Raw genomic sequence first — 14553 nt, forward strand, 5'->3', positions numbered from 1 at the left:
GGCGGCGCTACGCTTGCCGGGCCTACGAACGACGAACAAAGCGGGATTATGCTTTGTTCTGACGCCACCATTCCGCCAGCAGAACGCCGGTCGCAACGGATACGTTGAGGCTTTCTACATTGCCGGTGCCATCGATAGAGACGCTCAGATCGGCGCTGGAGAGTGCCGCATCGGAGAGACCATCGCGCTCCTGACCCAACACCAGCACCATCTTACGGGGCAGTGTCGCTTTAAACAGCGGCGTGGTGCCTTTGTGGCTGGAGGTGGTCACGATGGCATAGCCCGCCTGACGGAACTGCTCAATCGCTTCCAGCACGCTGTCGCCAGTGATCGGCTGAACGTGCTCCGCGCCGCCTTCCGCCGTACGGATTGCTGCGCCGGATTCCAGCAGAGCCGCATCCTGCAACAGAACGCCTTTCACGCCGAAGTGGGCGCAGCTGCGCATCATGGCGCCGAGGTTGTGCGGGTTACCCACGTCTTCCAGGGCCAGCACGCAATCATCTTCGCCAGCCTGGCTGACCCACTGCTTAACGGTGGTACCGTTACGTTTCTTAATCAGGAAGCAGACGCCACCATGGTGTTCGGTGCCAGACGCTTTGGTGATCTCAGCATCGTCCACCACATGGTAGGCTTTGCGGTTGGCCGCCATCCAGCGCAGCGCTTCTTTGAAACGCGGCGTGACGCTCTGGATGAACCAGGCGCGCACGATGCAATCAGGACGGCTCTGGAACAGGGCCTGACAGGCGTTTTCGCCATAGACGCGCGTCTCTTCGGCACGCTGACGGCGGATCACTTCCGGATCGATAACCGTTTTACCGGCCATGCTGCCGTGATCGACGGGCGCAGTGGACTCGTCGCCCGGCGCGCGGGAGACGGTACGCCACGGTGAGGCGTCGCGGCTGAAATCGTCGCGTTTGAAATCATCACGCTTACGGTCGTCACGTTTGCGGTCATCACCGCGGCTGCTTCTCTCATCGCGGGCGGGGCGACGGCCACCGTCTGCACGAGATGGCCCTGGACGTCCGCCACCTTTTCCGGTACGCGGATTTTGGGTGCGTTTATCAGAGTCATCGTCACTGCGGACATACATCACTTTGACCTTGCCGCTTTTGTTTTTCAGTTCGTCGTTCATGCTTTTCTCCACCAGCGCTGCGCGAAGCGCGCAGATTACCCGATGTCCCGGCGCATAGCCATTACTTCGTATAAAAGCCTGTGACTATTAGTCTCATTGAACAAAACGCATTGTCGTTTCAAACAGGGTCGTTGATAATATGTAACATATTGGAAACATAACCGGCATGTTGCCGATTTGTCCCCCTGCTCTACCTGAGGTTAGTTATGAATACCGTATGTGCCAACTGCCAGGCTCTTAACCGCATTCCGGAAGATCGCATTGATGACGGAGCAAAATGCGGACGCTGCGGTCATGAATTGTTCGATGGTGACGTGATTAATGCTACCGGCGAAACTCTGGATAAACTGCTGAAGGATGATCTGCCGGTTGTTGTCGACTTCTGGGCACCCTGGTGCGGCCCTTGCCGTAACTTTGCGCCGATCTTTGAAGATGTCGCCGAAGAGCGTAGCGGTAAAATGCGTTTTGTGAAAGTGAACACCGAAGCTGAGCGCGAACTGAGCTCCCGCTTCCGCATTCGTAGTATCCCGACCATTATGATTTTCAAAAATGGTGAAGTCGTCGATATGCTCAATGGTGCCGTTCCGAAAGCACCTTTTGATAGCTGGCTGAACGAATCCCTCTGACATTCCGGGGCACGTAACTTGTGCCCCGCCCTCGCCTCTGCGAGAATGGCGTTTTTTCTGCGCTCCTTCCCATGACTGATAACGCCGTACTGCAACTGCGCGCCCAACGCCTGGCGCGTGCGACTCGCCCTTTTCTTGCCCGTGGTAACCGCATTCGTCGCTGTCAGCGCTGTCTGCTGCCGCTCAGGCAGTGTCTCTGCGCGACGCTGGCGCCCAGCCATGCTCAAAGCCGTTTCTGCCTGGTGATGTTCGATACCGAACCGATGAAGCCCAGCAACACCGGACGGCTGATCGCCGATATTCTACCGGATACCGCAGCCTTCCAGTGGTCACGCACTGAGCCACCTCAGGCGCTGCTCGATCTGGTCGCCAGCCCCGACTATCAACCGATGGTAGTGTTTCCGGCCTCCTACGCCGGTGAGACGCGCCAGGTAATTACCGCGCCCTCCGCCGGTAAACCGCCGCTGTTTATCATGCTGGATGGCACCTGGACTGAAGCGCGTAAAATGTTTCGCAAAAGCCCCTATCTGGATGCGCTGCCGGTGATCTCCGTCGATTTGTCGCGCGTCTCGGCTTACCGGCTGCGTGAAGCCCACGCAGAAGGCCAGTATTGTACTGCCGAAGTGGCCATTGCCCTGCTGGATCTGGCGGGGGACGTTCAGGCGGCAGGCGCCCTGGGCGATCACTTCTCACGCTTTCGCGAACGTTATCTGGCCGGAAAAACCATTCATAAGGGAAGCATCACAGCGGCGGAGCCGGAAAGCGTTTAAAATCATCAGGTCACTCGCCTTTTCAGGAGATCTGTATGAGCCAGCGCGGGCTAGAAGCCTTACTCCGCCCTAAATCCATTGCCGTGATTGGCGCGTCGATGAAGCCTGAACGCGCCGGTTATCTGATGATGCGTAACCTGCTCGCTGGCGGCTTTAATGGCCCGATACTGCCGGTTACCCCCGCGTATAAGGCGGTGTTGGGTGTCCTTGCCTGGCCGGATGTGGAGAGCCTGCCCTTCATTCCCGATCTCGCGGTGCTCTGCACCCACGCCCGACGTAACATCGCCCTGCTCGACGCACTGGGGAAGAAGGGCTGCAAAACCTGCATTATTCTCTCTTCGCCCCCTGAACAACAGGCGGAGTTGCTGGCCTGCGCGACGCGCTACCAGATGCGACTGCTGGGGCCAAACAGTCTGGGTCTGCTGGCACCGTGGCAGGGGCTGAATGCCAGCTTTTCTCCCGTCCCGATACGTAAAGGCAAGCTGGCCTTTATTTCCCAGTCGGCGGCGGTCTCTAATACCATCCTCGACTGGGCCCAGCAGCGCGAAATGGGCTTTTCCTATTTCATTGCGCTGGGCGACGGTCTGGACATTGACGTTGACGAGCTGCTGGATTTTCTGGCGCGCGATAGCAAAACCAGCGCCATCCTGCTCTATCTTGAGCATCTCAGCGACGCGCGACGCTTCGTCTCGGCAGCCCGTAGCGCTTCACGCAACAAACCGATTCTGGTGATCAAAAGCGGGCGTAGCCCGGCCGCCCAGCGTCTTTTGCATTCTCATTCAGGCATGGATCCGGCATGGGATGCCGCTATCCAGCGTGCCGGCTTGCTGCGTGTTCAGGACACCCACGAACTCTTTTCCGCTGTCGAAACGCTCAGCCATATGCGCCCGCTGCGCGGGGAACGGCTGATGATCATCAGTAACGGGGCCGCACCGGCCGCGCTGGCGCTGGATGAACTGTGGCTGCGTAACGGTAAGCTGGCCACCCTCAGCGAAGAGACAATGCAGCGCCTGCGTGAGGCATTGCCGTCCGGCGTGGAGCCGGGTAATCCACTCGACTTACGCGACGATGCCAGCAGCGAGCACTATCTCATGGCACTCAATATCCTGCTGGACAGCCAGGATTTTGATGCCCTGATGGTTATTCACTCCCCTAGTGCCGTAGCCCCGGGCAGCGAAAGCGCTCGTGCGCTGATTGATATTGTGAAGAAGCATCCGCGTGGAAAGTATGTGTCGCTTCTGACCAACTGGTGCGGTGAATTTTCATCTCAGGAGGCGCGACGTCTGTTCAGCGAGGCTGGCCTCCCCACTTACCGTACCCCGGAAGGCACTATCACCGCTTTTATGCATATGGTGGAGTACCGGCGCAATCAGAAACAGCTGCGGGAGACGCCTGCCCTGCCGGGAAACCTGACCGCCAATACGGGTCATGCTCACGACCTGTTGCAGCGTGCCATTGATGACGGCGCGCGTTCGCTGGATACCCATGAGGTACAGCCGATCCTCACCGCCTATGGCCTGCATACACTGCCCACCTGGATCGCCAGCGACAGCGCGGAAGCGGTGCATATTGCCGAGCAGATCGGTTATCCGGTAGCACTGAAACTGCGTTCGCCAGATATCCCGCATAAATCTGAAGTTCAGGGGGTGATGTTGTATCTGCGTACCGCGGCGGAAGTCCAGCAGGCGGCGGATGCCATTATCGATCGCGTTAAAATGGCCTGGCCCCAGGCGCGGATCCACGGCCTGCTGGTGCAGAGCATGGCTAATCGTGCCGGCGCGCAGGAGCTACGGGTGGTAGTGGAACACGATCCGGTCTTCGGTCCGCTGATTATGCTGGGCGAAGGGGGCGTGGAGTGGCGCCCTGAAGAGCAGGCGGTGGTTGCCCTGCCGCCCCTGAACATGAACCTGGCGCGTTATCTGGTGATTCAGGGGATTAAGAGCAAAAAGATCCGTGGACGCAGTGCCTTAAGACCGCTGGATATCGCCGCCCTGAGCCAGTTCCTGGTGCAGGTATCGAACCTGATTGTCGATAGCCCGGAAATCCAGCGTCTGGATATTCATCCTTTACTGGTATCCGGCAGCGAACTGACGGCGCTGGATGTGACGATGGATGTGGCGGCCTATACCGGCGATCGCGAAAGCCGGCTTGCTATTCGCCCTTACCCCCATCAGCTTGAAGAGTGGGTGGAGATGAAAAATGGCGAACTGTCGCTGTTCCGCCCTATCCTTCCTGAAGATGAACCCCAGCTTCAGCGCTTTATCGCCCAGGTCACAAAAGAAGATTTGTATTACCGCTACTTTAGCGAAATCAACGAATTTACCCACGAAGATTTAGCCAATATGACGCAGATCGACTACGATCGGGAAATGGCTTTCGTTGCTGTCCGACGCACTGAAGAGGGCGATGAAATCCTTGGCGTCACACGTGCCATCTCCGATCCTGATAACGTTGATGCGGAGTTTGCGGTGCTTGTTCGCTCCGATCTGAAAGGTCTTGGGCTGGGAAGACGATTACTCGAAAAACTGATCAGTTATACGCGCGATCACGGACTGATCCGCCTCAATGGCATTACCATGCCTAACAACCGTGGCATGGTCGCCCTGGCGCGAAAGCTGGGCTTTACCGTTGATATCCAGCTTGAAGATGGGATCGTCGGGTTGACTCTGCAGCTTATGCCATCAGGTAAACAAGAGTAAGGTACTGGAAATGTTGACCACTTTAAACGGCACTGGTGGTATGATTGCCCGCTTCTGTTGTCTACATAGTACATATAATCCTTCAATGAACAGAGAAGAAACGCACTGTGATGTTGTCAAAATTTAAGCGTAATAAACATCAACAACACCTTGCTCAACTACCGAAGATTTCTCAGTCAGTTGATGATGTAGAGTTTTTTTATGCTCCCGCCGACTTTCGGGAGACGCTACTGGAAAAAATTGCCAGCGCAACGCATCGTATCTGCATTATCGCGCTTTATCTTGAACAGGATGATGGCGGCAGCGCCATTTTACGCGCCGTGTACGAAGCCAAACGCCAGCGCCCTGAGCTGGATGTCCGTATCTTGGTCGACTGGCATCGCGCCCAGCGCGGTCGTATTGGCGCCGCTGCGTCCAACACCAATGCCGACTGGTATTGCCGCATGGCGCAGGAAAACCCTGGCGTAGATGTCCCCGTTTATGGTGTTCCTGTTAACACCCGCGAAGCTCTGGGCGTTCTCCATTTCAAAGGCTTTATCATTGATGACAGCGTGCTCTATAGCGGCGCGAGTCTGAACGATGTCTATCTGCATCAACTGGATAAATACCGTTACGATCGTTATCACCTGGTGCGTAATGCCCGCATGGCTGACGTCATGTTTGAGTGGGTGGACCAACATCTGGTGCATGGCCGCGGCGTGAATCGGCTTGACGATCCGCAGCGACCAAAAAGCCCGGAGATCAAAAATGAGATCCGCCTTTTCCGTCAGGAACTGCGCGATGCCATGTTCCATTTCCAGGGCGATGCCGATAATGAACAGCTTGCAGTGACCCCACTGGTTGGGCTGGGTAAATCCAGCCTGCTCAACAAGACCATCTTCCATCTGATGCCGTGTACAGAACATAAGCTGACCATCTGTACACCGTACTTCAACCTGCCGGCGGTGCTGGTGCGTAACATCATTCAGCTGTTACGCGACGGTAAAAAGGTGGAAATTATCGTTGGCGATAAAACCGCGAACGATTTCTTCATTCCTGAAGATCAGCCATTTAAGATCATCGGCGCCCTGCCTTATCTCTATGAGATCAACCTGCGCCGCTTCCTGAGCCGCCTGCAGTACTATGTGAATACCGATCAGCTGGTTGTGCGTCTGTGGAAAGATGAAGATAACAGCTATCACCTGAAAGGCATGTGGGTTGATGATGAATGGATGCTGCTGACGGGCAATAACCTCAATCCCCGCGCGTGGCGACTGGATCTAGAAAATGCGATTTTGATCCACGATCCCCGCCAGGAGCTGGCTGCTCCGCGCGACCGTGAACTGGATCTGATCCGCACGCACACCACTGTGGTTAACCATTATCGCGATCTGCAAAGTATCGCTGACTATCCGGTGAAAGTGCGTAAGCTAATTCGCCGTTTACGTCGCATCCGAATCGACCGGTTGATTAGCCGCATCCTGTAATCTTCAGCCCTGTCATTGACGGGGCTTTTTTATGGAGGTCGTTGTGCGTTATTTGCTGTTAATGGGCTGCCTGGTTTTGGGCGGATGCAGCCATATGGCTCAGGATAGCTGGTCGGGTCAGGATAAGGCGCAACACTTTTTAGCCTCGGCGATGCTCTCGGCTGCGGGTAATGAATATGCACAGCGCCAGGGCTACAGCCGCGACCGCAGCGCTGCATACGGCCTGATGTTTTCGGTCAGTCTGGGGGCATCGAAAGAGCTCTGGGACAGCCGCCCGGCAGGGAGCGGCTGGAGCTGGAAAGATTTTGCCTGGGACATAGCCGGTGCGACTACCGGCTATGCCGTCTGGCAGATGGCGGATCATTAAAGACGCACGCCTTTCCCTTTGCGGTGCAGCATTAAAGAAACCATAAATGCCAGCGCCCCCATCAGCGTGACGTACCAGAAAAAGATTGCCTCACTCCCCACCGATTTTAATGACAGGGCTACATATTCCGCTGAGCCGCCAAACAGCGCGTTAGCCACCGCATAAGATAACCCAACGCCCAGTGCACGCACCTGAGCCGGAAACATCTCTGCCTTAAGAATGCCGCTGATCGAGGTGTAAAAACTGGCAATGACCAATGCGACCATCACCAGTGCAAAAGCGGCATAAGGAGATGTGACATGCTGGAGTGCAGTGAGAATGGGCACAGTACATATTGCCGACAACCCGCCGAAAATCAGCATTGAGCTACGACGACCGATTCTATCCGACAGCGCACCGATAATGGGCTGGATGAGCATAAAGACAAAGAGCGCCACCGTCATGACCATGCTCGCCACGTTAGCGTGCATACCCGTTGTATTAACCAGATACTTCTGCATATAGGTAGTGAAGGTATAGAAGGTGAGCGAACCGCCAGCCGTAAAGCCGAGCACCATTAAAAAGGCCTTCCGGTTACGCCACAAGCCCTTAAAAGAACCTGCCTCTTTTAACGTCCTTACCTCTTTACGCGACGTTTCGTCCAGCTGACGGCGCAGCCACAGCGCCACAATGGCAAGGAGGGCGCCAAGCGCAAAAGGAATACGCCATCCCCAGGCACGGAGATCTTCATCACTCAGAACCTGTTGCAGGATCACGACGGCCAGAATTGCCAGGAGCTGTCCCCCGATCAGGGTGACGTACTGAAATGAGGCATAAAAGCCTTTACGCCCTTCCACGGCAACTTCACTCATATATGTCGCGCTTGTGCCATATTCCCCCCCAACGGAAAGTCCCTGGAACAAACGCGCCAACAGCAGTAAGGCTGGAGCCCAAGTGCCGATAGTGTCATAGCCCGGAAGGCAGGCGATAACCAGGGAGCCGAAACACATCATGCAGACGGAGATCAGCATGGACGTTTTTCGCCCCTTTCGATCGGCAATACGCCCAAAGAGCCAGCCGCCGATTGGACGCATCAAAAAGCCTGCGGCGAAAACGCCTGCAGTTTGCAGAAGCTGGGTAGTGGTGTTGCCGGATGGGAAGAAGATATGGGCAAAATAGAGCGAGCAAAACGAGTAAACGTAAAAGTCGAACCATTCAACCAGATTGCCTGAAGATGCGCCGACGATTGCCCAAATCCTGCGGCGAGTATCGTCCTCTGCCAGTTTTTTACTATCCGTATCTGTACTTGCTACGGTTTCTGTCATTTTAAATCCCCTGTCTTACAATGCGGGCCAAAGCACCCACTCCAGTAAAACCAGATTTAAAATTTAACGTTAGGTAAAATAATTGTTTCTATTATGTTTCATTTAATTTTGTTATCTCCGTCACAAAATGCGTCCTGGCACGGATAACATCATCAGCCCCACTTTTTTTGATGCGCTTGTTTTCTCTGTAAATAATCCTCATCGGCGCGAATTTTGTCCCACCATCCTTTGAATACTTTTGCGGCTTCGGCTTTAACGGGATCGTGATCCAGTGGACGAACATTGCGTTCATCATCGTACTTTTTTCCGCCTTTGTGGTTGGCGTAGCGTCTGGCGCGGGTATATCCCATCTGGATGAATTTTCTGGCCATATCCATGCCCACAAAATCGTCTTGCTGACGGTATTGCTCAAAGAGTGCGTATATTTCCTGCGCAGATTTTGTCGCAACCTCAGCATTTTTGTATCGCCAGTAGGGCAGAATTTCGCTTTTGTAAGGTTCAACCAGCAGAACGCCTTGTTCTCCCCGCCCTACCTGGTAAAGCTCAGGATGGTCGCGAAAGTTTATGTTGGCGAAATCTTGTTGATAGTTAAAGGGGGGGTTCGGCAAAATAACCTCGCTGACGATGCGTATCTTGTTATTTTAGCCAGAGATTGTTGATTGTGCTCGCCAAGGTGGAAAAGCAAAAAACCCCGCACCATAAGGTACGGGGTTTTTTAATTTGATGCCTGGCAGTTCCCTACTCTCGCATGGGGAGACCCCACACTACCATCGGCGCTACGGCGTTTCACTTCTGAGTTCGGCATGGGGTCAGGTGGGACCACCGCGCTACAGCCGCCAGGCAAATTCTTGGTGCTCTGTACGCAATACTTTATCGCATCAGCCGCGTTGGCCGCGCTCGTAAAGTCAGTCACATACTTCAGTATGCTCCTTCCTTTCCTTCGCTTGCCGCCTTGCTGCTGCGCAAACTATTGTGTACTTAACTCTGAATCAATGCTGAAAATTTTCTCAAATCCACCGAAACAGCTTCGGCGTTGTAAGGTTAAGCCTCACGGTTCATTAGTACCGGTTAGCTCAACGCATCGCTGCGCTTACACACCCGGCCTATCAACGTCGTCGTCTTCAACGTTCCTTCAGGAGCCTTAAAGGCTCAGGGAGAACTCATCTCGGGGCAAGTTTCGTGCTTAGATGCTTTCAGCACTTATCTCTTCCGCATTTAGCTACCGGGCAGTGCCATTGGCATGACAACCCGAACACCAGTGATGCGTCCACTCCGGTCCTCTCGTACTAGGAGCAGCCCCCCTCAATTCTCCAGCGCCCACGGCAGATAGGGACCGAACTGTCTCACGACGTTCTAAACCCAGCTCGCGTACCACTTTAAATGGCGAACAGCCATACCCTTGGGACCTACTTCAGCCCCAGGATGTGATGAGCCGACATCGAGGTGCCAAACACCGCCGTCGATATGAACTCTTGGGCGGTATCAGCCTGTTATCCCCGGAGTACCTTTTATCCGTTGAGCGATGGCCCTTCCATACAGAACCACCGGATCACTATGACCTGCTTTCGCACCTGCTCGAGCCGTCACTCTCGCAGTCAAGCCAGCTTATGCCATTGCACTAACCTCCTGATGTCCGACCAGGATTAGCTGACCTTCGTGCTCCTCCGTTACTCTTTAGGAGGAGACCGCCCCAGTCAAACTACCCACCAGACACTGTCCGCAACCCGGTAACGGGTCTACGTTAGAACACCAGCCATTAAAGGGTGGTATTTCAAGGACGGCTCCACGCAGACTGGCGTCCACGCTTCAAAGCCTCCCACCTATCCTACACATCAAGGACCAGTGTTCAGTGTCAAGCTATAGTAAAGGTTCACGGGGTCTTTCCGTCTTGCGCGGTACACTGCATCTTCACAGCGATTTCAATTTCACTGAGTCTCGGGTGGAGGACAGCCTGGCCATCATTACGCCATTCGTGCAGGTCGGAACTTACCCGACAAGGATTTCGCTACCTTAGGACCGTTATAGTTACGGCCGCCGTTTACCGGGGCTTCGATCAAGAGCTTCGCGTGCGCTAACCCCATCAATTAACCTTCCGGCACCGGGCAGGCGTCACACCGTATACGTCCACTTTCGTGTTTGCACAGTGCTGTGTTTTTAATAAACAGTTGCAGCCAGCTGGTATCTTCGACTGATTTCAGCTCCACCCGCAGGGGCTTCACCTACATATCAGCGTGCCTTCTCCCGAAGTTACGGCACCATTTTGCCTAGTTCCTTCACCCGAGTTCTCTCAAGCGCCTTGGTATTCTCTACCTGACCACCTGTGTCGGTTTGGGGTACGATTTGGTGTTACCTGATGCTTAGAGGCTTTTCCTGGAAGCAGGGCATTTGTTGCTTCAGCACCGTAGTGCCTCGTCATCACACCTCAGCGTTAATAAGGTACCGGATTTACCTGGAACCTCCGCCTACATGCTTAAACCGGGACAACCGTCGCCCGGCCAACATAGCCTTCTCCGTCCCCCCTTCGCAGTAACACCGAGTACAGGAATATTAACCTGTTTCCCATCGACTACGCCTTTCGGCCTCGCCTTAGGGGTCGACTCACCCTGCCCCGATTAACGTTGGACAGGAACCCTTGGTCTTCCGGCGAGCGGGCTTTTCACCCGCTTTATCGTTACTTATGTCAGCATTCGCACTTCTGATACCTCCAGCATGCCTCACAGCACACCTTCGCAGGCTTACAGAACGCTCCCCTACCCAACAACACATAGTGTCGCTGCCGCAGCTTCGGTGCATGGTTTAGCCCCGTTACATCTTCCGCGCAGGCCGACTCGACCAGTGAGCTATTACGCTTTCTTTAAATGATGGCTGCTTCTAAGCCAACATCCTGGCTGTCTGTGCCTTCCCACATCGTTTCCCACTTAACCATGACTTTGGGACCTTAGCTGGCGGTCTGGGTTGTTTCCCTCTTCACGACGGACGTTAGCACCCGCCGTGTGTCTCCCGTGATAACATTCTCCGGTATTCGCAGTTTGCATCGGGTTGGTAAGCCGGGATGGCCCCCTAGCCGAAACAGTGCTCTACCCCCGGAGATGAATTCACGAGGCGCTACCTAAATAGCTTTCGGGGAGAACCAGCTATCTCCCGGTTTGATTGGCCTTTCACCCCCAGCCACAGGTCATCCGCTAATTTTTCAACATTAGTCGGTTCGGTCCTCCAGTTAGTGTTACCCAACCTTCAACCTGCCCATGGCTAGATCACCGGGTTTCGGGTCTATACCCTGCAACTTAACGCCCAGTTAAGACTCGGTTTCCCTTCGGCTCCCCTATACGGTTAACCTTGCTACAGAATATAAGTCGCTGACCCATTATACAAAAGGTACGCAGTCACACCCCGAAGGATGCTCCCACTGCTTGTACGTACACGGTTTCAGGTTCTTTTTCACTCCCCTCGCCGGGGTTCTTTTCGCCTTTCCCTCACGGTACTGGTTCACTATCGGTCAGTCAGGAGTATTTAGCCTTGGAGGATGGTCCCCCCATATTCAGACAGGATACACACGTGTCCCGCCCTACTCTTCGAGTTCACAGCCTGTGTGCTTTCGTGTACGGGAGTATCACCCTGTACCCTGCGACTTTCCAGACGCTTCCACTAACACACAAGCTGATTCAGACTCCGGGCTGCTCCCCGTTCGCTCGCCGCTACTGGGGGAATCTCGGTTGATTTCTTTTCCTCGGGGTACTTAGATGTTTCAGTTCCCCCGGTTCGCCTCGTTAGCCTATGTATTCAGCTAACGATAGTGTGACGAATCACACTGGGTTTCCCCATTCGGACATCGCCGGGTCAAGGGTTCATATCACCTCGCCGGCGCTTTTCGCAGATTAGCACGTCCTTCATCGCCTCTGACTGCCAGGGCATCCACCGTGTACGCTTAGTCGCTTAACCTCACAACCCGAAGCTGTTTCACTTCGCGTTGTGAAAATTTGAGAGACTCGAACACACCTTCATCTGTTCTTATTACGGAGAACAGACACAGTGTGTCGTTTCAATTTTCAGCTTGATCCAGATTTTTAAAGAGCAAATATCGCAAACATGACTCTGAAGTCAGTTTTGAGATACTGATTGGTTGTGCCTTTCACTCACACCCAGCAAGTGGCGTCCCCTAGGGGATTCGAACCCCTGTTGCCGCCGTGAAAGGGCGGAGTCCTAACCGCTAGACGAAGGGGACACGAGGTGTCACGACTTCGCAGCCGTCTTGCTTTCTACTTTCTATCAGACAATCTGTGTGAGCACTGCAAAGGCAGGTTCTTTAAGGTAAGGAGGTGATCCAACCGCAGGTTCCCCTACGGTTACCTTGTTACGACTTCACCCCAGTCATGAATCACAAAGTGGTAAGCGCCCTCCCGAAGGTTAAGCTACCTACTTCTTTTGCAACCCACTCCCATGGTGTGACGGGCGGTGTGTACAAGGCCCGGGAACGTATTCACCGTAGCATTCTGATCTACGATTACTAGCGATTCCGACTTCATGGAGTCGAGTTGCAGACTCCAATCCGGACTACGACGCACTTTATGAGGTCCGCTTGCTCTCGCGAGGTCGCTTCTCTTTGTATGCGCCATTGTAGCACGTGTGTAGCCCTACTCGTAAGGGCCATGATGACTTGACGTCATCCCCACCTTCCTCCAGTTTATCACTGGCAGTCTCCTTTGAGTTCCCGGCCTAACCGCTGGCAACAAAGGATAAGGGTTGCGCTCGTTGCGGGACTTAACCCAACATTTCACAACACGAGCTGACGACAGCCATGCAGCACCTGTCTCAGAGTTCCCGAAGGCACCAAGCCATCTCTGGCAAGTTCTCTGGATGTCAAGAGTAGGTAAGGTTCTTCGCGTTGCATCGAATTAAACCACATGCTCCACCGCTTGTGCGGGCCCCCGTCAATTCATTTGAGTTTTAACCTTGCGGCCGTACTCCCCAGGCGGTCGACTTAACGCGTTAGCTCCGGAAGCCACGCCTCAAGGGCACAACCTCCAAGTCGACATCGTTTACGGCGTGGACTACCAGGGTATCTAATCCTGTTTGCTCCCCACGCTTTCGCACCTGAGCGTCAGTCTTTGTCCAGGGGGCCGCCTTCGCCACCGGTATTCCTCCAGATCTCTACGCATTTCACCGCTACACCTGGAATTCTACCCCCCTCTACAAGACTCAAGCCTGCCAGTTTCAAATGCAGTTCCCAGGTTGAGCCCGGGGATTTCACATCTGACTTAACAGACCGCCTGCGTGCGCTTTACGCCCAGTAATTCCGATTAACGCTTGCACCCTCCGTATTACCGCGGCTGCTGGCACGGAGTTAGCCGGTGCTTCTTCTGCGAGTAACGTCAATCACTGTGGTTATTAACCACAATGCCTTCCTCCTCGCTGAAAGTACTTTACAACCCGAAGGCCTTCTTCATACACGCGGCATGGCTGCATCAGGCTTGCGCCCATTGTGCAATATTCCCCACTGCTGCCTCCCGTAGGAGTCTGGACCGTGTCTCAGTTCCAGTGTGGCTGGTCATCCTCTCAGACCAGCTAGGGATCGTCGCCTAGGTGAGCCATTACCCCACCTACTAGCTAATCCCATCTGGGCACATCCGATGGCAAGAGGCCCGAAGGTCCCCCTCTTTGGTCTTGCGACGTTATGCGGTATTAGCTACCGTTTCCAGTAGTTATCCCCCTCCATCAGGCAGTTTCCCAGACATTACTCACCCGTCCGCCACTCGTCACCCGAGAGCAAGCTCTCTGTGCTACCGTTCGACTTGCATGTGTTAGGCCTGCCGCCAGCGTTCAATCTGAGCCATGATCAAACTCTTCAATTTAAGTTTGATGCTCGTGAATTAAACTTCGTAATGAATTACGTGTTCACTCAGAGACTTGGTATTCATTTATTGTCCGAAGACATTAAGAATCCATGTCACTTTGAGTGCCCACACAGATTGTCTGATAAATTGTTAAAGAGCAGTGCCGCTTCGCTTTTTCGCTGCGGCGCGGGGTGTGCATATTACGCTTCCCCGCCTCAGAGTCAAGCGATTATTTCGCGCTTTTCTCTGCTGATTCGGCGGCTTGCTTGCCGTTGTTCCGTGTCAGTGGAGGCGCATTATAGGCAGTTCTTCGGAGCTGGCAAGTATAAAGTGAAAATTTTTTATCGACCGCTCACTT

The 14553-nt window shown here is 54.2% G+C and carries 8 protein-coding genes, 1 tRNA gene and 3 rRNA genes; 5 read left to right on the plus strand and 7 right to left on the minus strand.

Features of this window, described 5'->3' with window-relative positions:
- Positions 1-46: 46 nt before the first annotated feature.
- Positions 47-1132: a tRNA/rRNA methyltransferase gene (locus GNG29_RS16950; RefSeq protein ID WP_103180765.1), complete on the minus strand. Its 1086-nt coding sequence runs from the start codon at positions 1130-1132 to the stop codon at positions 47-49.
- A 206-nt stretch (positions 1133-1338) separates the two neighbouring features.
- On the opposite strand from GNG29_RS16950, the gene trxC reads away from it, so the two are divergent.
- The 5 genes from trxC to GNG29_RS16975 all read left to right on the plus strand — a co-directional run bounded on the left by trxC (position 1339) and on the right by GNG29_RS16975 (position 7060).
- On the plus strand, positions 1339-1758 hold the full coding sequence (trxC, locus tag GNG29_RS16955; protein ID WP_103180766.1) for a thioredoxin TrxC: 420 nt from the start codon (positions 1339-1341) through the stop codon (positions 1756-1758).
- 71 nt (positions 1759-1829) lie between these two features.
- Positions 1830-2528, plus strand: coding sequence for a tRNA-uridine aminocarboxypropyltransferase (tapT, locus tag GNG29_RS16960; RefSeq protein WP_103180767.1), 699 nt, complete (start codon positions 1830-1832; stop codon positions 2526-2528).
- 35 nt (positions 2529-2563) lie between these two features.
- Complete coding sequence (locus GNG29_RS16965; protein WP_156655042.1) at positions 2564-5227, plus strand: bifunctional acetate--CoA ligase family protein/GNAT family N-acetyltransferase; 2664 nt, start codon at positions 2564-2566, stop codon at positions 5225-5227.
- 110 nt (positions 5228-5337) lie between these two features.
- On the plus strand, positions 5338-6693 hold the full coding sequence (pssA, locus tag GNG29_RS16970; protein ID WP_103180769.1) for a CDP-diacylglycerol--serine O-phosphatidyltransferase: 1356 nt from the start codon (positions 5338-5340) through the stop codon (positions 6691-6693).
- Positions 6694-6724: 31 nt separating this feature from the next.
- Positions 6725-7060 (plus strand): YfiM family lipoprotein, encoded by a 336-nt coding sequence (locus GNG29_RS16975; RefSeq protein WP_255584953.1) that lies wholly within the window; start codon positions 6725-6727, stop codon positions 7058-7060.
- Here GNG29_RS16975 and GNG29_RS16980 read toward each other — a convergent pair.
- The 6 genes from GNG29_RS16980 to GNG29_RS17005 all read right to left on the minus strand — a co-directional run bounded on the left by GNG29_RS16980 (position 7057) and on the right by GNG29_RS17005 (position 14213).
- On the minus strand, positions 7057-8364 hold the full coding sequence (locus GNG29_RS16980) for an MFS transporter (RefSeq protein WP_156655043.1): 1308 nt from the start codon (positions 8362-8364) through the stop codon (positions 7057-7059). The genes GNG29_RS16975 and GNG29_RS16980 overlap by 4 nt on opposite strands.
- Positions 8365-8516: 152 nt before the next feature.
- Positions 8517-8972: a DUF4385 domain-containing protein gene (locus tag GNG29_RS16985; protein ID WP_103180771.1), complete on the minus strand. Its 456-nt coding sequence runs from the start codon at positions 8970-8972 to the stop codon at positions 8517-8519.
- 117 nt (positions 8973-9089) lie between these two features.
- A 5S ribosomal RNA gene (gene rrf / locus GNG29_RS16990) occupies positions 9090-9205 on the minus strand.
- Positions 9206-9401: 196 nt separating this feature from the next.
- Positions 9402-12303 (minus strand): 23S ribosomal RNA (locus GNG29_RS16995).
- Between the two features lie 208 nt (positions 12304-12511).
- Positions 12512-12586: transfer RNA gene (locus GNG29_RS17000), tRNA-Glu, on the minus strand.
- An 87-nt stretch (positions 12587-12673) separates the two neighbouring features.
- Positions 12674-14213, minus strand: a 16S ribosomal RNA gene (locus GNG29_RS17005).
- The 16S, 23S and 5S rRNA genes sit together here with 1 tRNA gene alongside, the layout of an rRNA operon.
- Positions 14214-14553: the final 340 nt, after the last annotated feature.

It is taken from the genome of Leclercia sp. Colony189 (assembly GCF_009740165.1).
Classification (GTDB): Bacteria; Pseudomonadota; Gammaproteobacteria; order Enterobacterales; family Enterobacteriaceae; genus Enterobacter.